19 protein-coding genes are annotated in these 22,187 nt (G+C 70.9%); 8 read left to right on the top strand and 11 right to left on the bottom strand.

Annotated features, from left to right (window positions below; all coding sequences use genetic code 11):
* Positions 1-100 precede the first annotated feature (100 nt).
* From ACIRU3_RS16015 to ACIRU3_RS16025, 3 genes are all read right to left on the bottom strand, one after another.
* Positions 101-232: a hypothetical protein gene (locus tag ACIRU3_RS16015; RefSeq protein WP_362244567.1), complete on the bottom strand. Its 132-nt coding sequence runs from the start codon at positions 230-232 to the stop codon at positions 101-103.
* Between the two features lie 266 nt (positions 233-498).
* The gene (locus ACIRU3_RS16020; protein ID WP_404056553.1) at positions 499-1,257 is read right to left on the bottom strand and encodes a metallophosphoesterase family protein; all 759 of its coding nucleotides are present in this window, start codon (positions 1,255-1,257) and stop codon (positions 499-501) included.
* 4 nt (positions 1,258-1,261) lie between these two features.
* Positions 1,262-4,090 (bottom strand): FAD-binding and (Fe-S)-binding domain-containing protein, encoded by a 2,829-nt coding sequence (locus tag ACIRU3_RS16025; RefSeq protein ID WP_404056555.1) that lies wholly within the window; start codon positions 4,088-4,090, stop codon positions 1,262-1,264.
* A 155-nt stretch (positions 4,091-4,245) separates the two neighbouring features.
* Between ACIRU3_RS16025 and serC the strand changes: the two genes are divergently transcribed.
* Positions 4,246-5,364, top strand: a complete 1,119-nt coding sequence (gene serC, locus ACIRU3_RS16030; RefSeq protein ID WP_404056557.1) for a phosphoserine transaminase — start codon at positions 4,246-4,248, stop codon at positions 5,362-5,364.
* Between the two features lie 68 nt (positions 5,365-5,432).
* Here the strand turns inward: serC and ACIRU3_RS16035 are convergent, their stop codons facing one another.
* The gene (locus ACIRU3_RS16035; RefSeq protein ID WP_404056559.1) at positions 5,433-6,416 is read right to left on the bottom strand and encodes a WD40 repeat domain-containing protein; all 984 of its coding nucleotides are present in this window, start codon (positions 6,414-6,416) and stop codon (positions 5,433-5,435) included.
* Between the two features lie 87 nt (positions 6,417-6,503).
* Between ACIRU3_RS16035 and ACIRU3_RS16040 the strand changes: the two genes are divergently transcribed.
* The 3 genes from ACIRU3_RS16040 to ACIRU3_RS16050 all read left to right on the top strand — a co-directional run bounded on the left by ACIRU3_RS16040 (position 6,504) and on the right by ACIRU3_RS16050 (position 8,905).
* Positions 6,504-7,187, top strand: coding sequence for a GDSL-type esterase/lipase family protein (locus tag ACIRU3_RS16040; RefSeq protein WP_404056560.1), 684 nt, complete (start codon positions 6,504-6,506; stop codon positions 7,185-7,187).
* An 87-nt stretch (positions 7,188-7,274) separates the two neighbouring features.
* A complete protein-coding gene (locus ACIRU3_RS16045) occupies positions 7,275-7,862 on the top strand; it encodes a Uma2 family endonuclease (protein WP_404056562.1) in 588 nt (195 codons plus the stop codon).
* A 50-nt stretch (positions 7,863-7,912) separates the two neighbouring features.
* On the top strand, positions 7,913-8,905 hold the full coding sequence (locus ACIRU3_RS16050) for an aldo/keto reductase (protein ID WP_404056564.1): 993 nt from the start codon (positions 7,913-7,915) through the stop codon (positions 8,903-8,905).
* Positions 8,906-9,105: 200 nt separating this feature from the next.
* On the opposite strand, the gene thpR is transcribed toward ACIRU3_RS16050, so the two are convergent.
* Positions 9,106-9,678 carry an RNA 2',3'-cyclic phosphodiesterase gene (thpR, locus tag ACIRU3_RS16055; RefSeq protein ID WP_404056565.1) on the bottom strand — a complete coding sequence of 191 codons (573 nt, stop codon included), beginning with the start codon at positions 9,676-9,678 and terminating at the stop codon, positions 9,106-9,108.
* A gap of 95 nt (positions 9,679-9,773) precedes the next feature.
* On the opposite strand from thpR, the gene ACIRU3_RS16060 reads away from it, so the two are divergent.
* The gene (locus ACIRU3_RS16060; protein ID WP_404056567.1) at positions 9,774-10,301 is read left to right on the top strand and encodes a GNAT family N-acetyltransferase; all 528 of its coding nucleotides are present in this window, start codon (positions 9,774-9,776) and stop codon (positions 10,299-10,301) included.
* A gap of 20 nt (positions 10,302-10,321) precedes the next feature.
* Here the strand turns inward: ACIRU3_RS16060 and ACIRU3_RS16065 are convergent, their stop codons facing one another.
* Positions 10,322-11,671: an MFS transporter gene (locus tag ACIRU3_RS16065; protein WP_404056569.1), complete on the bottom strand. Its 1,350-nt coding sequence runs from the start codon at positions 11,669-11,671 to the stop codon at positions 10,322-10,324.
* A gap of 27 nt (positions 11,672-11,698) precedes the next feature.
* Positions 11,699-12,136, bottom strand: a complete 438-nt coding sequence (locus tag ACIRU3_RS16070; RefSeq protein WP_404056571.1) for a MarR family winged helix-turn-helix transcriptional regulator — start codon at positions 12,134-12,136, stop codon at positions 11,699-11,701.
* A 154-nt stretch (positions 12,137-12,290) separates the two neighbouring features.
* Between ACIRU3_RS16070 and ACIRU3_RS16075 the strand changes: the two genes are divergently transcribed.
* Complete coding sequence (locus tag ACIRU3_RS16075) at positions 12,291-12,473, top strand: ribbon-helix-helix protein, CopG family (RefSeq protein WP_359061963.1); 183 nt, start codon at positions 12,291-12,293, stop codon at positions 12,471-12,473.
* A 76-nt stretch (positions 12,474-12,549) separates the two neighbouring features.
* On the opposite strand, the gene ACIRU3_RS16080 is transcribed toward ACIRU3_RS16075, so the two are convergent.
* A complete protein-coding gene (locus ACIRU3_RS16080; RefSeq protein ID WP_404056573.1) occupies positions 12,550-14,001 on the bottom strand; it encodes an NCS2 family permease in 1,452 nt (483 codons plus the stop codon).
* 162 nt (positions 14,002-14,163) lie between these two features.
* Here ACIRU3_RS16080 and ACIRU3_RS16085 point away from each other — a divergent pair, with 162 nt between their 5' ends.
* Complete coding sequence (locus ACIRU3_RS16085) at positions 14,164-14,433, top strand: DUF2530 domain-containing protein (protein ID WP_404056575.1); 270 nt, start codon at positions 14,164-14,166, stop codon at positions 14,431-14,433.
* Between the two features lie 112 nt (positions 14,434-14,545).
* Positions 14,546-16,942: an HAD-IC family P-type ATPase gene (locus tag ACIRU3_RS16090; protein WP_404056577.1), complete on the top strand. Its 2,397-nt coding sequence runs from the start codon at positions 14,546-14,548 to the stop codon at positions 16,940-16,942.
* Positions 16,943-16,970: 28 nt separating this feature from the next.
* On the opposite strand, the gene ACIRU3_RS16095 is transcribed toward ACIRU3_RS16090, so the two are convergent.
* The 3 genes from ACIRU3_RS16095 to ACIRU3_RS16105 form a co-directional block, all read right to left on the bottom strand.
* Complete coding sequence (locus ACIRU3_RS16095; protein ID WP_404056579.1) at positions 16,971-17,753, bottom strand: DUF5707 domain-containing protein; 783 nt, start codon at positions 17,751-17,753, stop codon at positions 16,971-16,973.
* Between the two features lie 197 nt (positions 17,754-17,950).
* Positions 17,951-18,868: a hypothetical protein gene (locus tag ACIRU3_RS16100; RefSeq protein WP_404056581.1), complete on the bottom strand. Its 918-nt coding sequence runs from the start codon at positions 18,866-18,868 to the stop codon at positions 17,951-17,953.
* 174 nt (positions 18,869-19,042) lie between these two features.
* Positions 19,043-22,171 carry a sacsin N-terminal ATP-binding-like domain-containing protein gene (locus ACIRU3_RS16105; protein ID WP_404056583.1) on the bottom strand — a complete coding sequence of 1,043 codons (3,129 nt, stop codon included), beginning with the start codon at positions 22,169-22,171 and terminating at the stop codon, positions 19,043-19,045.
* Between the last annotated feature and the right edge of the window lie 16 nt (positions 22,172-22,187).

The raw sequence follows: 22,187 nt of genomic DNA on the forward strand, positions 1-22,187 counted from the left end.
CGCTTCCTCCGCTTCCTTTCACCCACCCCGTCGAAATCAAAGAACTCATGAGAAAAGGGGTCGACGGTGCACCGTCGACCCCTTTCTGCTCAGCGCCGGATCAGTGGCCCTGGCCGGGCAGCGGCTTGGGCAGCGGCTTGTGCGCGTGCTTCTTCGGCTTCGGCTTCGGGGGCGGCGGGAGCTGCTTCGACTTGGGCTTGGGGGGCAGCGGGGCCAGCTTCTTGAAGCTCATTCCGACTCCTAGTGTTTCGCAGTTCTATGGTCCTGGAATTCCGCGTCCGGAACCCGATGTCGAAGAACCTACACGCCATCCACGCCGCCGAACGGCAAAAATGGCAAAGGGGCGCTGTGAATACCTTGGAGTTCCTTGGTGATTCCTGAGAGAGGGCCCCTGGGCTGAGAATTCTCTGGTGAACCTGAGAGCCACCTGGCAAATCCGCGGGCTCAGCGCCGGGCCATGCAGAGGTCGAGCGCCCTGTGCAGCAGCCGGTTGCGGAGTCACCTCCCGTCCCCCGGCCCGAACACCCTCAGCACCTCCGTGTCCGTCGCCCGGGCATACAGGAAGTACTCGGCCCACTCCGCGATGTCCGGGTAGGCGCACTCGCGCACCAGCCGGGCCACCGCAGCCGGTACGTCGTACGGCGTCACCCGCAGGTCGGCTCCCGGTCCGAGGAGGCACCAGTGGGCGCCCGGGCGGCCGTACGGCATGCCGACGCTGCCCGGGTTGACCACCAGGCGGCCGTTGGCCAGACGGATGTACGGCATGTGGGTGTGGCCGCAGACCACCGTGCCGATGCCGGGGTCGAGGCCGGTGAGGACCTCGGTCCAGCGCTCGGGGCGGGAGTCGACCAGCACCACCTCCTCGTCGTCGCGCGGGGTGGCGTGGCAGAACAGGACCTTGCCGAGGCCGCGGACGTCGAGGGTGAGGGTTCTGGGGAGTGCGGCGAGAAAGTCCACCTGGTCCGCGCGGAGTGCCTGCGCCGCGAACGGGCCGATGGGGTCCGGAATCTCCGTCCGCTCGCCCCGCCGGTACTCCACCAGTTCCCGGTCCGCGTTCCCGCCGACCCACAGCACGCGGTCGCCCTGCTCGCGCAGCAGGTCCAGCACCTCGGACGGCTGTGGGCCCGCCGTGATGTCCCCGGTGAGGACGATCCGGTCGGCCGCGGCCACCTCGGGCTCCGCCAGGACCGCCTCCAGAGCGGGCAGCACGCCGTGGATGTCCGAGAGGACTGCCAAACGGCCGTGTTCGTCGGTCACTTCGTCAACCCCGATTCCCGTCCAGTCCTTCCGCCAGCACCTCCGCCAGGTGCCGCCCCCGCACCCCGGCCAGCTGCCGCAGCTGCGTACGGCACGAGAAGCCGTCCGCCAGGATCACCGCCTCCTCGGGTGCTTCCCGCACCGACGGCAGCAGCTGTTCCTCCGCGCAGGCCGTCGACACCTCGAAGTGCCCTTTCTCAAAACCGAAGTTGCCCGCCAGGCCGCAGCAGCCGCCGCTCAGCTCGCCGGTCAGGCCCGCGGACGCGCGCAGTGCGCGGTCCGCGGTGTCGCCCAGCACGGCGTGCTGGTGGCAGTGGGTCTGCCCGGCGACCGGGCGGTCCACGGCCGGCGGGGTCCAGTCGGGGGCGTGCCGCTCGAGCGCCTCGGCGAAGGTGAGGACCGCCGACGCCAGCCGGGCCGCGCGCGGGTCGTCGTGCAGCAGCTCCGGGAGGTCGGCGCGGAGGGCCGCCGCACAGCTCGGCTCCAGGACGACGACCGGGACGCCCCTGCGCAGCGCCGGTTCCATCAGGTCGAGCGTGCGGCGCAGCACCGCGCGGGCCCGGTCGAGCTGGCCGGTGGAGACGTAGGTCAGGCCGCAGCAGACCCCGCCTCCGAACGGCCGGGACGGTGGCAGCGCCACCCGGAGCCCGGCGGCCTCCAGCACCCGTACGGCCGCCTGCCCGACCGAGGGCGAGAGGTGCTCGGTGAAGGTGTCGGGCCACAGCACGAGCAGGTCTCCCGTGGTGCTCCGCTTCCGCCGCCGCCACCAGCGGCTGAACGTCCGCGTCGCCACCCGGGGGATCTCCCGCTCCGGCTCGATTCCGCCCAGCCGTTTCCCGGCCCGCGCCAACAGGCCGACGGACGCGAGCCCGTTGAGCAGCGGCGCCGTGCGCGTCCGTGCCACCCAGCGCAGCCAGACCGGCAGCCGGCCCATGGAGTAGTGGGCGGCCGGGCGGCGCCTGCCCTGGTAGTGGTGGTGCAGGAACTCGGCCTTGTAGGTGGCCATGTCGACGCCGACCGGGCAGTCCGAGCGGCAGCCCTTGCAGGACAGGCACAGATCCAGCGCGTCCCGGACCTCCGTGGAGCGCCAGCCGTCCGTGACCAGTTCGCCCGCGAGCATCTCGTGCAGCAGCCGGGCCCGCCCGCGCGTGGAGTGCTCCTCCTCGCCGGTCGCCCGGTAGGAGGGGCACATCACGGCGGACCCGGTCGCCGTGGTCGTACGGCACTTGGCGACGCCGACGCAGCGGCGGACGGCCGCGCGGAAGTCGCCGTCGTCGGCCGGGTAGCCGAAGGCCACGTCCACCGGGCGGCGGGGCAGGACGGCGAAGCGGAGGCCGGCGTCCAGCGGGGCCGGGCGGACCAGCATGCCGGGGTTGAGCAGATCGTCGGGGTCCCAGACCGCCTTGGCCCGCTCGAAGAGCCCTACCGTCTGTGTGCCGTACATCCGTGGCAGCAGCTCCGCTCGGGCCTGGCCGTCGCCGTGCTCCCCGGACAGCGAGCCGCCGTGGGCCACGACCAGGTCGGCCAGTTCCTCGGAGAAGCGCCGGAAGCGGCCGACGCCCGCCTCGGTGAGCAGATCGAAGTCGATGCGGACATGGATGCAGCCGTCACCGAAGTGGCCGTACGGAGTGCCGCGCAGGCCGTGGGCGGTGAGCAGGGTGCGGAAGTCGCGCAGGTAGGCGCCGAGCCGGGCGGGCGGCACCGCGCAGTCCTCCCAGCCGGGCCAGGCCTCGCTGCCGTCCGGCATCCGGGTCGCCGTACCGCTCGCGTCCTCGCGGATGCGCCACAGGGCGCGCTGGGCGGCCGGGTCCGTCACCACCAGGGAGTCGACGACGTCGGCCGCGCGGACGATCGCCTCCGCACGCGCGCGTGCCTCGGCCGCCGTCTCCCCGCCGGTCTCCACGAACAGCCAGGCACCGCCCTCGGGCAGCCCGGCCGGCGAGCGCACCAGGTCGGCCGCCATGCCCTCCACCGTCAGCGGCCCGAGCGGCAGGAGTCCGGCGGCGGCCTCCGCGGCGCCGCTCTCGTCGCCGTAGCCCAGCACCGCGAGGGCACGCGCGCGCGGGGCCTCCACCAGCCGTACGACCGCCTCGGTGAGGATGCCGAGGGTGCCCTCGGAGCCGCAGAAGGAGCGGGCGACGTCGGCGCCCCTCTCGGGCAGCAGGGCATCGAGGGCGTACCCGGAGATACGCCGGGGCAGGTCGGGGAAGCCGGTGCGCAGACGGGCCAGTTCGCCCTCCGCCAGGGCGCGCAGCCCGTCCGGGGCGCCCGCCCAGTCCTGCCCGGGCCGCAGCAGCTGCCCACGCGCGGTGATGACGGACAGCTCCCGCACACTGTCCGCCGTGGTCCCCCAGGCGACGGAGTGGGAGCCGCACGAGTTGTTGCCGATCATCCCGCCGAGCGTGCACCGGCTGTGGGTGGACGGGTCGGGGCCGAAGCGCAGGCCGTGCGGGGCGGCGGCCTCCTGGAGGCGGTCGAGGACGAGCCCCGGCTGGACGACGGCCGTGCGGGTGACCGGATCCAGCTCCAGCAGGCCGTTCATGTGCCGGGTGAAGTCCAGCACCACGCCCGTGCCGGTCGCCTGCCCCGCGATCGACGTGCCCCCGCCGCGCGCCACCACCGGCACTCCGCGTGCGCGGCACACCTCCAGCACCGCCGCCACGTCGTCCGCGTCCCGCGGGGCCACCACGCCCGCCGGGACCCGTCGGTAGTTCGACGCGTCCATGGTCACGAGCGCCCGGGCGGTGACGTCGAAGGCGACCTCACCCCGGACGAGCCCACGGAGTTCCGCCTCGATGCCCGAGAGATCCGAGAGGTCCGAGAGATCCGTCATGCCTCCAGGATGCATCCGCTCACACACAGTCACCGCGAGTTTTCCACAACCTCGCAAATTCGTCGTACAACCTCACAAGTCCATGGCTCGGCGATCTCGTCTCATCGGACGGACACGGCCCCGTCCCGTTTCGCACAGCCGATACCCTCCGTCTCGTGGCCGACATTCAGATTCCCGCTGACATCAAGCCCGCCGACGGACGATTCGGCGCGGGCCCCTCCAAGGTGCGCACCGAGGCGCTCGACGCCCTCGCCGCGACCGGAAGCTCCCTGCTCGGCACCTCCCACCGCCAGGCCCCGGTCAAGAACCTGGTGGGCCAGGTCCGCGAAGGCATCAGCTCCCTGTTCTCCCTCCCCGAGGGTTACGAGGTCGTCCTCGGCAACGGCGGGTCCACCGCCTTCTGGGACATCGCCACCCACGGCCTGATCGAGAACAAGTCCCAGCACCTCAGCTTCGGCGAGTTCTCCTCGAAGTTCGCCAAGGCGGCCAAGCTCGCCCCCTGGCTGGCGGAGCCCACGGTCATCGCCAGCGACCCCGGCAGCCACCCCGAGGCGCAGGCCGAGGCGGGCGTCGACGTCTACGCCTTCACCCACAACGAGACCTCCACCGGTGTCGCCATGCCGATCAAGCGCGTGGCCGATGCCGACGAGGGCGCGCTCGTCCTCGTGGACGCCACCTCCGGCGCCGGCGGCCTCCCGGTCGACATCGCCGAGACCGACGTCTACTACTTCGCCCCGCAGAAGTCCTTCGCCTCCGACGGCGGCCTGTGGATCGGCGTCTTCTCCCCGGCCGCGATCGAGCGCGCCGAGCGGATCCACGCCTCCGGCCGCCACGTCCCGGAGTTCTTCAGCCTCCCCACGGCGATCGACAACTCCCGCAAGAACCAGACGTACAACACCCCGGCCCTCGCCACCCTCTTCCTGCTGGGCCAGCAGCTGGAGTGGCTCAACGGCCAGGGCGGCCTGGCCTTCTCCACGGCCCGCACCAAGGACTCTTCGACCCGCCTGTACAGCTGGGCGGAGGAGTCCAAGTACGCCACCCCGTTCGTCGCCGACCCGGCCAAGCGCTCGCAGGTCATCGGCACGATCGACTTCTCCGACGAGATCGACGCGTCCGCCGTCGCCAAGGTGCTGCGCGCCAACGGCATCGTGGACACCGAGCCGTACCGCAAGCTCGGCCGCAACCAGCTGCGCATCGCGATGTTCCCGGCGATCGACCCGGCGGACGTCGAGGCGCTGACGAAGTGCGTCGACCACGTGATCGAGAAGCTCTGACCCTTCGGGTACGAGCATGAGGGCGCCCGGTGCTCCACCGGGCGCCCTCTTCCCGTGCCGGCGCCGGTTCAGCTCCGGCGCCGCAGCCGCCGAAGCCCGAAGAGAGCGACCGCGCCGACGGCGACGATGACGGCACCGACCTTGAAACTCCCGCTGCCGCCGGCCCCGCCGCTGCCACCGGAGGCCGAACTCCCGCCGCCGGAAGGCGACTTGCTCGAACCCCCGCCCGGCGCGTCCTGTGCCTCCACCGAACTGCCCGCCCCCTCGCTGCCGTACATCAGCTTGGTGCCGTCGGCGGAGTACGAGACCGACTCCCCCTGGCCCTGCAGGGGCACGTCGAGCCGCCCTTCCCGCTTGATCTTCCCGCCGTTCCAGTCGTAGTAGATGCCGCCGAAGTACCCCCGGACCACGAGCTGTCGGCCGTTCGGCGAGAAGGCGGCGTCGGTGGCCCAGAGGTCGACGGTGGCGACGGGTCTGAAGATGTTCGCGCCCGAGGTGGAGAGGCTCGCGGGCCCTTCGAACAGATGCCCGCCGTCCTCCTTCTTGTCGATGATGTAGACCCGCCCGGTCCTGGGATGGACGATCAGCGACTCGGCGTTCCGCGCTCCGTCGGAGTACTTCACGACGTACTGCGTGGCGGTCACCGTCTGGTTCTTGAGCACCTTCGGCTCGGGCAGCCGGTAGATCCAGACGTAGGGCCAGGTGCCGTCGAGGTTGTCTCCAATGTCGCCGACGTAGATCTGGTTGTCCGGCCCGATGGAGATGGCCTCCACATCGCGCGGGGAACCGACCCCGCGCAGGGTCACCGTGGCGACGGTCTTCCCGGTCCGGCTGTCGACGGCGTAGAGGTACGGGCCGTCGTCGCTGTCGTTGTGCGTCCAGTAGATGCCGGGGTGCAGACGGGAGGCGGCCAGGCCGCTGGACTCGGCGATCCGGGGGTCCTTGATGGTGAACCCCTGATCACCGGGACTGTCACCGTCGGCGGCGGAGGCGGGCAGCGCACAGGCCCCCGCGAGCAGGACCCCGGCGAGCAGGGCGAACGGTCGGCGCATGCACCAAGCCTGCCATCCCGGCGGGGTGTTCACGGGCGTGGTGGGCCTCACACCCCGGACGCCCCCGTGATCGTCCATGATGAGCGGATGCTCAGGTTCATGCCCGTAGGTGACTCCATGACGATCGGGAGCGCGGGCGAACACACGTGGCGTTACCGGCTGTGGCGGCACCTGTGCGAGTCGTTCGGCGATCCGTTCACCTTTGTCGGCCCGCGGGAGGAGCTGTACGACAAGACCGCCGGGGCACCGACGTCGTACGCGTACGCCGAACCCGACTTCCCCCGCTCCCATCTGGCCGGCTGGGGCGAGGGCTGGCTGCACATGGCTCCGCTGATCGGGGAGGCGGTACGCAACCACAGGGCCGATGTGCTGCTCGTCTCCCTCGGCCTGATCGACCTGGGCTTCTACACGAACGCCGAGCAGACGGCGGAGAACGTACGAGCCTTCGTCGCCGGCGCCCGTGAGGCCGCCCCGCGCATCCGCATGGTGCTGCTGCCGGTGATCCCGAACATCCGGGCGGCGGCGGACGCGCCCTTCGCCGAACAGGTGGACCGGTTCAACGTCCTGCTCGCCAAGGCGGCCGCCGACCTGGACGAGCCCCGGTCGCCGATCCTGCTGGCCTCGCCCCCGGAGTCGTACGACATCCACGGCGACACCTACGACGGGACGCATCCCAACGCGAGCGGGGAGCACCGGATCGCGGAGGCGTTCGCGGGGGCGATGTGGGAGGCGTGGGGAGTCGGACAGGCGTACGCGGCTGGAACAAGGTGACTTGATTCCGACGCCTCCTGGTCACTGTGCGTATCGTTGTACTGCGCGGCTGCACATGTCCATGGGCAGCCGGGGAGGAGCGCCACGATGACCGTCCTTGCAGACAGGATCGAGATGGCTGACGCCAACACCAAGCGTTTGGACGAGTGGTTCGAGCGCCTTGAGCGGATGCCCGTCCCCGAAGGATTCAGGGTCGAGATCGTCGGGGGCAACGTCCACATGACGCCGCAGCGGAACACGCATTGGCAGATCATCCGCCGGATCCTATGGGCCCTTGAGGACAGGTTCGGAAGGGAGGTCACGGCGTTCTCGGACGTCCGGATCGACTTCCCGGGCCACGAGAACGGGTTCTGCCCGGACGTCGCCATGCTCAGCGACTCGGCGAAGGCGGACGACGAAGGCCACTGGCGGTACCAGGACGTGAGGTTCGTCGCCGAGGTCATCTCCCAGGGCACGGCCGCCAACGACTACGGCCCGAAGAGGACCGCCTACGCGGTCGCCGAGGTCCCCGTATACGTCATCGCCGATCCCTACCAGGGGCGGTGCTTCGTCTACACCGATCCCAAGGACGGCGACTACGAACAGAGGACACCGGTGGACTTCGGCACCGACATCGATCTGACCGGCACGGTGGCCGACCTCATCCTCAAAACCGACGACTTCCCCCACGACTGACCCGGCAACTGCTTGCCTAGAGCCCACTCCAAGCCGTTGGCTTGTGGACCATGAAGTACACACAGCTAGGACGCACGGGACTCAAGGTCGGCCGACTCGTCCTCGGCACCATGAACTTCGGCCCGCAGACCGACGAAGCCGACAGTCACGCGATCATGGACGCGGCGCTGGACGCGGGCATCAACTTCTTCGACACCGCGAACGTGTACGGCTGGGGTGAGAACAAGGGCCGGACCGAGAGCATCATCGGCAACTGGTTCGCCAAGGGCGGGGACCGGCGCGACAAGGTCGTTCTGGCCACCAAGGTGTACGGGAACATGGCCGCCGACGGCGATGCCTGGCCCAACCACGACAAGCTGTCCGCCCTGAACATCCGGCGTGCCGTGGACGCCAGCCTGAAGCGTCTGCAGACCGACTACATCGATGTCTACCAGTTCCACCACGTCGACCGCCGCACCCCCTTCGAGGAGATCTGGCAGGCCATCGACGTCCTCGTGCAGCAGGGCAAGATCCTTTACGTCGGATCGAGCAACTTCCCCGGTTACAAGATCGCCCAGGCCAACGAGATCGCCGCCCGGCGAGGCGGCACCATCGGGCTGGTCAGCGAGCAGTGCCTGTACAACCTCGCCGAGCGGCGGGCCGAGATGGAGGTCGTTCCGGCCGCGCAGGAGTACGGGCTGGGGGTCATCCCCTGGTCGCCGCTGCACGGCGGACTGCTCGGCGGAGTGATCAAGAAGGAGGCGCAGGGCGGGCGGCGTGCCTCCGGCCGGGCCGCCGACTCGCTCGCCAACACCACCATCCGCGCGCAGATCCAGTCCTACGAGGACCTGCTCGACAAGCACGGTGTGGAGCCCGGCGAGGCCGCTCTGGCCTGGCTGCTCACCCGGCCCGGCGTGACCGGCCCGATCGTCGGCCCGCGCACCGGCGAACAGCTGGAGTCGGCTCTGCGGGCCGTGGAGCTGGAGCTGAGCGAGGAGCTGCTGGCGGGCCTGGACGAGATCTTCCCGGGCCCGGGTCCGTCCCCGGAGGCCTTCGCCTGGTAGTGCCGGAGCAACGCTCCGCCCAGGGGCGCCGGTGAACTGCGACCGGCCGCACGCGGCCCACAGCCGCCGGCGGGCAGCAGTCCCCCGGCGCCCGGCGGGGCCTCTACCTGACCGCCGCCGACAGGGCAACCACCACAAACATCAGCACGAGCACACCGGCCATGATCCGGTTCCGGGTTTTTGGGTCCACGTGTCCGAGCCTAACCGGCCCCGCCGAGAGCCCAGCGGGCGACCGCCTCGTACCGGGGCTGTTCCCCGGGCACTCCGGACCTGGGCAGGTTGCTGCACACCAGAACCAGGTCGGCGACGGTCCAGGTGCGGCTCGTGAAATCGCGGAGGCCGTCGACGTACGGCCGTACGTCGACGGCCTGCCGGCTTCGCGCCACCGTCAGGTGGGCCTTGTACCGCCGGTGCTCCCCCATCGGCACGCCCGCCTTCCGCGCCGCCGACTCCGCACGGTCGGCCAGCAGGCGGAGGGTCTCCAGATCACCGGAGGCGCCCGCCCACAGGGCCCGCCCGTGCCCGAACTGCCCGCCGCCGCGGACGGCGAGGGGGAAGGGGGCGGTGCGGTGGGCCGCGCGCTCCAGCCGGTCCGACAGACCGGGTACGAGCTCGTCGTCGACCTCGCCGTAGAAGGCGAGCGTGAAGTGCCAGCCGGGGCGGCCGGTCCAGCGCAGCCCGTCGGCGCCGGGCAGCCCGCGCAACAGAGCCACCTCTGCGGCGAGTTCGTTCGTCACGTCCTGAGGAGGCAGCACGGCGGCGAAGAGTCTCATGCCGTTCACCCTTCCAGGGAACGGATCACCCGGCCAGCCGCCCGCGGTGCGGCAAGCGGCTGCTCCGAGGCGCTCTGCCGGGGATGATCGGGGGCATGGACACGAACGGGAAGATCACCATCCGGGAGGGCGGGCCGGACGACGTCCCCGCGATCCTCGGCATGTTCGACAGTGGCGTCGAGTGGCTCGTGGCACAGGGGCGCACCCGGCAGTGGGGCACCACTCCCTGGTCGGAGAACCCCAGAGCGGTGGCCATGATCACCCGGTACGTCACCGAGGGCGCACCGTACATCGCCGAGTACGAGGGCGTCCCGGCGGCCACGCTCACCCTCACCGACGCCCCGGGCCCCTATCTGCAGCCCGCCGACGAGCCCGAGCGCTACATCCACATCCTCGCCTCCGACCGCCGCTTCAAGGGCCACGGCACCGGTGCGGCGCTCCTCGCCCACGCGGCCGAGGAGACCCGCCGGGCCGGGATCTCGCTGCTCCGCGTCGACTGCTACGGGGGCGGCGACCGCAAACTGGTCGCCTTCTACGAGCGCAACGGCTTCCTCCCGACCGAGTCCTTCACCGTCGGCGAGGACCAGTGGCCGGGGCAGGTGCTGGCCCGGAGGGTCCTGTAGGACCCCCCGGGGCGGGCCGGTCAGGCCGCGGTCGCCAGCTGCTCCCGCTCCCTCGGCACGAACCGCAGCTGCGGGTGGCCGTGGTGCCAGCCCACCGCCAGACGCAGACCGCCGATGCGGGCGAGGACCAGTCCGATGGAGGCGGCCGCGACGGCGGAGATGATGCCGCCGAGGGCGAAGCCGACCCGGGGGCCGTAGGTGTCGGTGATCCAGCCGACGACCGGGGCACCGAGCGGCGTACCGCCCATGAACACCATCATGAACAGGGCCATCACCCGGCCGCGCATGGCCGGGTCGGTGGCCATCTGCACGGCGGTGTTCGCCGTGACGTTGACGGTCAGGCCGAAGATCCCGATCGGGACCATGAGCAGCGCGAACAGCCAGTACGACGGGGCCAGCGCGGCGACGGTCTCCAGCGCGCCGAAGGCCACGGCCGCGGCGATCAGGACGCGCAGGCGGGCCGTGCCGCGGCGGGCGGCCAGCAGTGCGCCGCCGAGGGAGCCGACGGCCATCAGCGTGTTGAAGAGGCTGTAGGCGCCGGCACCGGCGTGGAACACGTCGTCCGCGTATGCCGACAGCCACACCGGGAAGTTGAAGCCGAAGGTGCCGATGAAGCCGACCAGGACGATCGGCCAGATCAGCTCGGGGCGGCCGGCGACATAGCGCAGCCCCTCCCGCAGCTGACCCTTGCCGCGCGGCGCGCGCTCGATCACGTGCAGCTCACGGGCGCGCATCAGCAGCAGGCCGGCGAGCGGGGCGACGAAGGACAGGCCGTTGAAGAGGAACGCCCAGCCGGTGCCCACGCCGGTGATCATGAGTCCGGCGACGGCGGGGCCGACCAGGCGGGCGGACTGGAAGTTCGCGGAGTTCAGGCTGACCGCGTTCTGCAGTTGCTCGGGGCCTACCATCTCGGAGACGAAGGACTGCCGGGCCGGGTTGTCGACCACCGTGGCGAGGCCGACCGCGAAGGCGGCGACGTAGACGTGCCAGACCTGGACGTGACCGGTGAGGGTCAGCGCGGCGAGCGCGAGGCCCGTGACGGCCATGGACGTCTGGGTGATGAGCAGGGTGGGGCGCTTGGGGAGGCGGTCGACCAGGACGCCACCGTAGAGACCGAACAGCAGCATCGGCAGGAACTGCAGGGCCGTCGTGATGCCGACGGCCGCGGAGGAACCGGTGAGGCTGAGCACGAGCCAGTCCTGGGCGATGCGCTGCATCCAGGTGCCCGTGTTGGAGACGACCTGGCCGAGGAAGAAGAGCCGGTAGTTCCTGATCCTCAGCGAGCTGAACATCGAGGATCTGCGGGTGCGGCCAGGGGTGGTGGGGGTGGTCGGTGCGGGGGCGGAAGGTGCTCCGGATCCCGTACTCAAAAGTGTTCGCCTCCTTGGACGGCTTGCTTACAGGTGCGCGAGTTTCTCCAGCACGGGGGCGGCGGCGCGCAGTTTGGCCCACTCGTCCTCGTCGAGACCCTCGACCAGGCCGGCCAGGAACGCGTTGCGCTTGCGGCGGCTCTCCTCGAGCATCGCCTCGGCCTGCTCGGTCCTGGTGACGACCTTCTGGCGCCGGTCGTCGGGGTGCGGCTCCAGACGGACCAGCCCCTTGGCTTCGAGCAGCGCCACGATGCGGGTCATCGACGGCGGCTGGACGTGCTCCTTGCGGGCCAGCTCGCCAGGCGTGGCCTGGCCGCAGTTGGACAGGGTGCCGAGCACCGACATCTCGGTGGGGCTCAGCGACTCGTCGACCCGCTGGTGCTTGAGCCGACGGGACAGCCGCATCACGGCGGAGCGGAGGGAGTTCACGGCGGCAACGTCGTCGCCATGGCTAAGGTCCGGCATGTTCTTTAGAGTAACTCATTACCCTCGCTAAAGACCACCCGGGGCACGCCGAATGCCCGTGACGCACGCCACTGAACCATCCGATCACTCATACGAGTGAGTCCATTCCGGAAAGTGACGCGCCGGGTGGCCGGATGTGGCGACCCTCATACGCATGGGGACCAGTGTGCTCAGCCTGCGGATAGACGGGGAGCTGCTCGAAAGGCTCCGGCACCATGCGGCGAAAAGAGGAATGAGCGTGCAGGACTATGTGATCCGCACGCTCATCCGGGACGACTTCGACGAACGGTTCCAGACCGCCGTCGAGGAGACGGAGAAGTTCTACGGGGTCACCTGACCCCGGCGGCCGGGGCCGGCCCCGGGGCGTTGAGGCCGGGCCCCGGGGCGGGCGATCAGGGCAGGCCCCGGGGCGATCAGGCCAGGCCCAGGGCCGGCATCAGGTAGTAGAAGGCGAAGACCGCCGAGACGACGTACATCGCCGCCGGGACCTCCTTCGCGCGGCCGGCCGCCAGGCGCAGCACCACGAAGGTGATGAAGCCCATGCCGATGCCGTTGGTGATCGAGTAGGTGAACGGCATCATCACCATCGTCACGAAGGCCGGGATGGCGATGGTGTAGTCCGCCCAGTCGATCTCCTTGACGGAGTTCGAGAGGATCAGGAAGCCCACCGCGATCAGGGCCGGGGTGGCCGCCTGGGACGGGACCATCGTGGCGACCGGGGTGAGGAAGAGGGCCACCGCGAAGAGGGAGCCCGTGACGACGTTCGCGAAGCCCGTGCGCGCGCCCTCGCCGACGCCCGCCGTGGACTCCACGAACGCGGTGGTGGCCGAGGAGGAGCTGGCGCCGCCCGCCGCGACCGCGAAGCCGTCCACGAAGAGGACTTTGTTGATACCCGGCATGTAGCCCTGGGCGTCGGTCAGCTTGGCCTCGTCACTGACGCCCATGATCGTGCCCATGGCGTCGAAGAAGCAGGACAGCAGGACCGTGAAGACGAAGAGGACGCCGGTCAGCACGCCGACCTTGGCGAAGCCGCCGAACAGGCTGAACTGACCGATCAGGCCGAAGTCGGGGGTGCCCACCGGGTTGCCCGGCCACTTCGGGACGGTCAGGCCCCAGGAGGTGACCGTGGCCACCGAGTTGATGATCAGCGCGAGGACGGTCATCCCGACGATGGAGATCAGGATCGCGCCCGGCACCTTGCGCACGATGAGGGCGAAGGTGAGCAGCACGCCCAGGATGAAGACGAGCACCGGCCAGCCGTCGAGGTGACCGTTGCTGCCGAGCTGGAGCGGCACGGTGGTCTGGGCGGCGTCCGGGATCCGGCTGACGAAGCCGGCGTCGACCAGGCCGATCAGCATGATGAACAGGCCGATACCGATGGAGATCGCCTTGCGCAGGCCGAACGGCACGGCGTTCATCACGCGCTCGCGCAGACCGGTGGCGACCAGCAGCATGACCACGAAACCGGCCAGCACCACCATGCCCATGGCGTCCGGCCACGACATCCGGGGCGCCAGCTGGAGCGCGACGACCGAGTTCACGCCGAGACCGGCGGCGAGCGCGATCGGGACGTTGCCGATGACGCCCATGAGGAGCGTGGTGAACGCGGCCGTCAGGGCGGTCGCGGTGACCAGCTGGCCGTTGTCCAGATGGTGCCCGTACATGTCCTTCGCGCTGCCGAGGATGATCGGGTTCAGCACGATGATGTACGCCATCGCAAAGAAGGTGGCGAAACCGCCGCGGATCTCACGGGCCACGGAGCTGCCGCGCTCGGAGATCCGGAAGTAGCGGTCGAGGGCGCCGTAGACGGGTGTGCCGCCCGGCTGTTCGGGGGCGGGGACCTTGGCGGGTGCCGAGGTGGGCATGCGGGACCTCATCACCGACGGGGTTCCCCCGAGCCCCGTTGGAGTTTCATACGAGCAGAAGTGGTCAAAGGCAAACGGTTTCAGTATGAACGTATGAGAGTCAGAGCGCTATCTCCGCGCGTAGACCGTTCATCCCCGATATCGCCTCGTAAGCTGTGCCCCATGGCTAAGTGGACCCCCAAGCACGAGGCGCCGGAACCCCTGGAGGGCCCCGTGGTCGCCACCATCACCGGCGGCACGATCGTGTGGTTCGCCCTCTTCCTGGTCCAGCTCCCCTTCTACGGCTGGTTCGACGACCACGACCGCACCTGGTGGCTGTGGACCTGCCTGGCCGGAGGCGGGCTGGGGCTCATCGGCATCTGGTACGTCCGCAGGCGGGACGCGGCGATCAAGCGGGACGAGGCACTGAAGGCGGCGGCCGCCGCGGACTAGTCCCTGTCCGGCGGCCGGCTCTACGACCGGCGCACGACTCGGCTCCTCCCCAAGTCGGAACTTCCGCCCACTCGGCAGGTGAAGGCGCAAAACCGCACGTACCGTCGAATGCATGACCCATATCGACGCGGGCGCCGAACTCGACCCCGTGCACCCGGTGGCTCTGCCGGCTGCACCCTCGACCGGTCTGACCGGCGCCCAGGTCGCCGAGCGCGTCGCGCGCGGGCAGGTCAACGACGTTCCGGTGCGCAGCAGCCGTTCGCTGGGCGAGATCGTCCGCGCGAACGTCTTCACCCGGTTCAACGCGATCATCGGCGTGCTGTGGCTGGTCATGCTGTTCGTCGCGCCGATCCAGGACAGCCTCTTCGGCTTCGTGATCCTCGCCAACACCGGCATCGGCATCGTCCAGGAGTGGCGGGCCAAGCAGACCCTGGACTCGCTCGCCGTGATCGGCGAGTCCCGGCCGACCGTCCGCCGGGACGGGAATGCCACCGAGGTGGCCACGAACGAGATCGTCCTGGACGACCTCATCGAGATAGGCCCCGGGGACAAGATCGTCGTGGACGGGGTGTGCGCGGAGGCCGACGGGCTGGAGATCGACGAGTCGCTGCTCACCGGCGAGGCCGATCCGGTCGTCAAACGCCGCGGCGACCAGGTGATGTCCGGCAGCTTCGTGGTCGCGGGCGGCGGCGCCTTCCAGGCCACCAAGGTCGGCCGTGAGGCCTATGCGGCCCAGCTCGCCGAGGAGGCCTCCCGCTTCACGCTCGTCCACTCCGAGCTACGCTCCGGCATCTCCACGATCCTCAAGTACGTGACGTGGATGATGGTCCCGGCCGCGATCGGGCTCGTCGTCACCCAGCTCGTCGTGAAGAACAACGACCTGAAGGACGCGGTCGCCCGCACGGTCGGCGGCATCGTCCCGATGGTCCCCGAGGGGCTGGTGCTGCTCACCTCCGTGGCCTTCGCGATCGGGGTCATCCGGCTCGGCCGGAAACAGTGCCTGGTTCAGGAGCTGCCCGCGATCGAGGGGCTCGCCCGCGTGGACACCGTCTGCCTGGACAAGACCGGGACGCTGACCGAGGGCGGCATGGACGTCACCGGACTCAGGTCGCTGGACGGGGCCGACGAGAGATACGTACGCAAGGTGCTGGGCGCCCTCGGCGAGTCCGATCCGCGCCCCAACGCCTCCCTCCAGGCGATCATCGACGCCTATCCGGACAGCGACGAGTGGCGCTGCGTCGAGTCGCTGCCCTTCTCCTCCGCCCGCAAGTACAGCGGCGCCGCCTTCAGCGAGGGCGACGGCGAGGCCAGCACCTGGCTGCTGGGCGCCCCCGACGTGCTGCTCGGGGCCGACGATCCGGCCCTGGCCGAAACCGCACGCCTCAACGAACAAGGCCTACGGGTCCTGCTCCTGGCCCGCGCCACCCGCGACCTGGACGACCCCGAGCCGGCCCGGGGTGCCCGGCCCACCGCCCTGGTCGTCCTGGAACAGCGACTGCGGCCCGACGCCGCCGACACCCTTCGCTACTTCGCGGAGCAGAACGTGCGCGCCAAGGTCATCTCCGGCGACAACGCGGTGTCCGTCGGCGCGGTCGCCGCCAAACTGGGCCTGTCCGGGTCGACGGTGGACGCGCGCCGGCTGCCCGCCGACCGGCGGGGCATGGCGGACGCGCTGGACGAGGGGACCGTCTTCGGCCGGGTCACCCCGCAGCAGAAGCGGGACATGGTCGGCGCGCTGCAGGCGCACGGGCACACGGTCGCGATGACCGGCGACGGCGTGAACGACGTGCTCGCCCTCAAGGACGCCGACATCGGCGTCTCGATGGGTTCGGGTTCGGAGGCGACCCGGGCGGTCGCGCAGATCGTCCTGCTGAACAACAGCTTCTCGACGCTGCCCTCGGTGGTGGCCGAGGGCCGCAGGGTCATCGGCAACATCACCCGCGTGGCGACCCTGTTCCTGGTCAAGACCGTCTACTCGGTGCTGCTGGCGGTGCTGGTGGTGTGCTGGCAGGTCGAGTACCCCTTCCTGCCCAGGCACCTGACCCTGCTGTCCACGCTCACCATCGGCGTCCCGGCCTTCTTCCTGGCCCTGGCCCCCAACAAGGAACGGGCCCGCCCCCACTTCGTCCGCAGAGTGATGCGCTACTCGGTCCCGGGCGGGGTGGTGGCCGGCGTGGCGACCTTCGTGACGTATCTGCTCGCGCGCCACTACTACACGGGCCCGGGCGCCCTGGACGCGGAGACCAGCGCGGCGACCCTGACCCTGTTCCTGATCTCCATGTGGGTCCTGGCGATCATCGCCCGCCCCTACACCTGGTGGCGCGTCGCCCTGGTGGCGGCGATGGGCGCGGCCTTCCTGTTCGTTCTCGTCGTGCCGGCCCTGCAGAGCTTCTTCGCCCTGAAGCTGGTGGGCGTCGCGATGCCGTGGACGGCGGTGGCGGTGGCGGTGGTGGCGGCGGCCACCCTGGAGTTGCTGTGGAAGTGGGTGGACCGCCGCTTTGCCGCGTAGCGGCAGCAGAGGCGCCGCTCAGCGGGCCTTACCGCACGTCGACGTAGTCGCCCGTGGCGCTGACCGCCGAGGTGGTCGACGTACCCGCGAAGCTGTAGCGGTAGTAGCCGTCGGAGCCGGCCGTGACCGTGGTCTTCAGGGCGCCCGTGGAGGACGACGTGATGGTCTTGACGGTGGTGTAGGCGGTGCTGCCCGCCTTGCGGAACTGGAGCCTGACCGGCTGGCCCGCGAAGCCGGCGTACTTGCCGGACTCCCAGTTGGCTCGGGTCAGGCTGCCGGTCACGGTGAGGGTCTTGCCCTTCTTGACCGGCTCGGGTGTGGCGTCGGTGCTGAGCTTGGCGGCGCGGCGGACCGGGATGGTGCCCAGGTCGTTCTGCCACTTCGTGGCGTCGCTCTTGGTGTCGACGGCGAGCGCGCCGGTCTTCCAGGTGCCGGCGTCCGAGTTGTACAGCTCGGCGGCGGGGAGGGTGACGGTGGCCGAGCAGTTCAGGGTGGTCGAGGAGACCTTGCTGCAGGTGCCCGGGTCGTCGCTGATGACCTGCGTGTCGGCGTCCTTCGCCGAGGTGCCCCGATAGAGCACCGGGCCGGTCAGGATGTTGCTGGTGGAGACGCTGGAGGGGTGCGTCACGGTGTAGGTCGCCTTGACCTTGACCGTGGAGGTCGCGCCGAGGGTGATGGCCTTCCCGCTGTTGACCTTCATGTTCGAGAAGGTGACGTCGGGCGCCGTGGTGGCCGCGTGCGCGGCGGGGACGGCGACGGCGGAGAGGGCCAGGGCGCCGGAGACGGCGGCCACGGTGGCACGTATGCGCATGTGCGTTTCCCCTGGAGGGAGAGGTGATCGTGGAGTCGGTCGACTCACGCGATCAGATCCGTGAGGGGTGTGGCTGGTTGTACGGCAGGGGTCGTTCCCGGCCAGATTTTGATCCGGGATTGCCAGCCCGTGGCGCAAGCGAGAAGAAACGTTCCGGCTCCGAAAAACAGCGGGTGTCCGGAGCCGGAACCCGGTGCTTACTTCACGTCGACGAAGTCACCCGCGGCGCTGACCGCCGGGGTGGTCGAGGTGCCCGCGAAGCTGTAGCGGAAGTAGCCGTCGACCGTGGCCTTGGTCGTCGTCTTCAGGTTGCCCGTGCTGTCCGACGTGATGGTCTTCAGCGTGGTGTAGGTGCTGGAGCTCTTCTTGCGGAACTGCAGCTTCACCGACTGGCCGGTGTAGCCGTGGTACTGGCTGTCGTCCCAGTTGGCACGGGAGAGCTTGCCGGTGACCGTGATGGTCTTGCCCTTCGTGACCGGCTCCGGCGAGGCGTTGACCGTCAGCTTGGAGTAGCGCTGCAGCTTGACGGAGGTGACCGGGTCGTTCACCGCCACACCGACGTTGTCCAGGTTCGGGTTCTCCGGGTCCTCACCGTTGAAGGCGACGGCGAAGCCGGCGGCCTTCCAGGTGGTGGCGTCCTCGTTCAGCAGCTCGAACGGGTCGATCTCGATGGTGGCCTTGCAGGAGGCCACGGTCGCCGAGGAGTCGGTGCAGGACGCGTCGTTGCTGTCGAAGAAGTAGATCTCGTTCTCGAACGACTCACCGCGGTACAGCTCGACACCGGCGAAGAAGTCGGACGCCTTGATGTTGACGTCCGCACCGTGCGTCAGGGTGAAGGAGACCGGCACCTTGACCAGGTTGGTGGTACCGACGGCGATGTTCTTGCCGCTGTTGACCTTGACGTTGGAGAAAGAGGCGTCCAGGGCGTACGGCGTGCCCTCGGCGGCGGCGGTGCTGAAGGCCGTCTTGCCCCTGCCCTCGGTGGTGTGGGCGGCCTTGCTCGCGGCGGAGGTGTCCGAGGGGACCCTCGACTCGGCGGCCTGCGCGGCCGGCACGGCGAGGGCGGAAAGGGCCAGGGCGCCGGAGACGGCGGCCACAGTGGCACGAATGCGCATGCGTTCCCCTGTATGGAGAGTGGGCCCCGGCGGCGGCCGCGCCCGGAGGCGCGTCGTCGCCGCCGGGGCCCGAGTGATCTCAGGAGCCTGTTGGCTCGCGTGATCAGATCCGCGAGGCGCGCGAATGGTTGTACAGGATTTGAATTTTTCGCAATGAACCAGTGAACCGGTGCATCAGTCGAACCAGCGGTCCCGCGCCAGCTCCTCCGTCCGCGACCAGTCCTCCAGCAGGGCCGCCACCTCGAAACGGCGCGGCCACTGGCCGGACGCCCAGGCGAGACCTGCGGCGACGCCCTCCAAAGTGGCCGCGTGCAGGACGCCGTCGTCGGTCAGCCGCCAGTCGATCTCCACGCCGTCCACGACCAGTTCCTCGTGTTCGACGTAGGTGCCCGGCGTCCGCGGCCCGAGCAGCACCCGCACCGAGTCCGGTACGTCGTGCTCGGCACCCTCGGAGGTCACCCGACCGGTGACGGACTCGCTCAGCCGCCGCACCTGGAACAGCTCGGCCAGCTCGGCGGCCCGGGACGGGCGCACGGGCAGCAGCGCGACGCCGGAGGTGAAGGGCAGCAGATCGGGCGAGTCGACCACCACCGTGTCGGCCGCGTCCACCACCGCCACCCGCCCGTCGACCACGGCCCGCAGCTCGTCCGGCAGCGTCACCTGCTCCGGGTCCAGCTCGGCCAGCGCGCCGTACAGGCCGTGCAGCTGGGCCGGGCCGACCGGGCGCTCGGGGTCGGCGAGGCGGTCCAGCAGTTCGGCGGCGCCGCCGGGCTCGTCCAGCAGGGCGGACACGGAGGTCCGCACGCCCAGCGCGCGCAGCACCTGCTCGTCGTCGAATCCGGTGGCGTCGGCCTCGTCGTACAGGCCGCGCAGGAGCGGGTCACCGCCGGCGGCGAGCAGACCGGCGGGCCGGCGCCCGTCGAGGACGGGATGTCCGCGCAGCCACCACGCCGTGTAGGGGCGTACGACCTCGTGGGTGCCGTCGGGCAGCAGGATCCGCACCGGCTGGGTGAGGGCGTCGCGCAGCGGCGGGCGGGCGAGCAGGGCGAGCGCCTCGGGCCAGTAGTCGTCGTCCACGAGGTCGAGGTCGCGCACGGCGACCAGCTCGGTGGCCACCGGGGGTACCGGGGTGTCCGGGAAGCGGTCGAGGATGTCCTCGCACCACACGTCCACGGAGTCGAGCAGGCCCGCGTCGTCGGGCTCGGCGAAGTCGCCCTCCCGGGGCTCCAGTTCGTCCGGATCGAGAACCACGTCCGTGGCGCGGACCAGCGCGAAGTCGGCGAGGACCCCGCAGGCGGTCAGGGGCTGCTCGCCCCACTTCCCGGCCAGCTCGGCGTCCACCGCAGCCAGTTCGCCCTCACGGATCACCCGGGCGAAGGCGCTGCCGGGGAAGACCAGTTCGCCCGCCGGGGCGAGTTCGCCGTCCTCGTCCGCCAGCGCGAGGGCGCCCAGCCACGGCTCGTCACCGGGTTCGAGACCCGCGTCGCGCACCAGGGCCAGGACGGTGTCGGCGAGTTCCTCGGCGTCGGGGGCGTCCTCCTCCCACAGCGCCCCGCCCTCGTCCTCCAGCGAGGCCGCCACGGCGGCCCGCACCTGCGGGGTGGTCAGCACCGCGCGCGGGGTCGCGGGCAGTGCGCCCAGCTTCTCCAGCAGCGGGTGCGCGGCGTCCTCGTGGGCGACCTTGAGCCCGAGCCGGCCGAGCACGTCGGGGTGGATGAGAGCGGCGTCCGGGGTGGGGAGCAGGATCTGCCGGGGGCCGATCGTGGTCCTGCCGTCCGCGAGCGGCACCGGAAGCCCCGAGAGCCGGTCGGGGTCGACCCCGGCGAGGCTGTCGTAGAGCCGCCACCACCAGTCGGGGTCCTTCTCCAGACCGGCGAGCCGGTCGACGGCGTCGGCCAGCGGCAGCCGGGCGACGCCCAGGGTGCGCAGCTCGACGCGGCGTTCGAGCCCGGCGGGCAGCAGGGTCGGCAGCACCTCGGCGAGCACCCGTACGGTGTCCGCCCCCGCGCCCTCCACCACCTCGGCGTCCCTCGGGCGCAGCGCCTCGGGAAGCTCGTCGTCGCCCTTGGAAGCGACGGCCGGGGGCAGGAACGCGGTGCGCGGCAGCCGCTCCAGGATCGCCTGCCGCAGCGATCCGTCCAGCTCGCCCTTGCCCAGCGGCCCGGGTACGAGGTCGATCACACCCTCGGTCACCGGGCGCCAGGCGGCGAGCAGTTCGGTGTAGGCGTCCGCCGCCCGCTGCACCAGGAAGTCGGTCAGCGGACCGGGTGCCGCGTGCCGACGGGTGGTGTCCAGCGGGAAGGACGCGATGAGCAGGGCGGGGACGCCGAGGGGCTCGTCGCTGGGGGTGGGCGCGTGCACGACGGGCGTGGTGCGGGGCCGCGCCGGACGGCCGTCGGCATCCGCCGGTACGGCCCAGGTCACCGACCAGTGCGGGCGCAGACGCTCCTCCACCGGGCGGCCGACGAGCAGGTCCGGGGTGAGCGACCCGTGCGCGGAGACGGTACGCCAGCGGGTGGTCCCCTCCCGCGAGTCCTCCACGACGGTGACGGCGCCCTCGGTACGGCGGCTCAGAGTGCGCGGGGCACTGTCGCCCACTTCGACGACGACTTCCGCCAGCCCCGGCAGGGCGAGGAGCAGGGCGTCGTCGACCGCGTCGAGGAGGCGCTCGGTGAGGTCGGCGGCGGCCGTGTCCCGCAGGGGCAGGATGACGGCGGTGTCGTACGGGTCCGGGGCGGAGCCCTCGGCGGCGAACGGAAGGCGGAGGAGCGGGACATGGCCGTCGCGGCGGCGGATCTCGTCACCGAGGCCGGGGCTGTGCCGGGCCGTCTCGGCGGCCAGTTCGCGCGCCTCGGCCAGCGACCAGCGGACCCCTCCGTGCCGGCCGACGATCGCGGGCTCGTCGGTGACGGCGATGACGGCGGCGAAACCGACGCCGAACCGGCCCACGGCGCCGTGGGTGTCCTGGGCCTCACGTTTGGCCGAGGCGCGCAGGGTGGACAGCGACTCGACACCGGCCGCGTCCAGGGGGGCGCCGGTGTTAGCCGCGACCAGGACGCCGTCGCGGAGGGTGAGGCGCAGCCGGCCCGGCACCTTCGCGCGGGCGGCGGCGTCGGCGGCGTTCTGGGCCAGCTCCACCACGAGCCGGTCCCGGTAGCCGCCGAGGACCAGGTCCTCCTCGGCGTTGGCGTCCTCACGGAACCGGGCGGGGCTGGTGGCCCAGGCGTCGAGGACACCGCGGCGCAGACGGGCGGTGCCGAAGGGGTCGGCGCCCTCGGCCGCCGGCCGCACGTACTTGCTCACGTTCACTCTCCTCGTC

Origin of the sequence: Streptomyces sp. NPDC101151, assembly GCF_044768335.1 — a bacterium.
Lineage (GTDB): Bacteria > Actinomycetota > Actinomycetes > Streptomycetales > Streptomycetaceae > Streptomyces.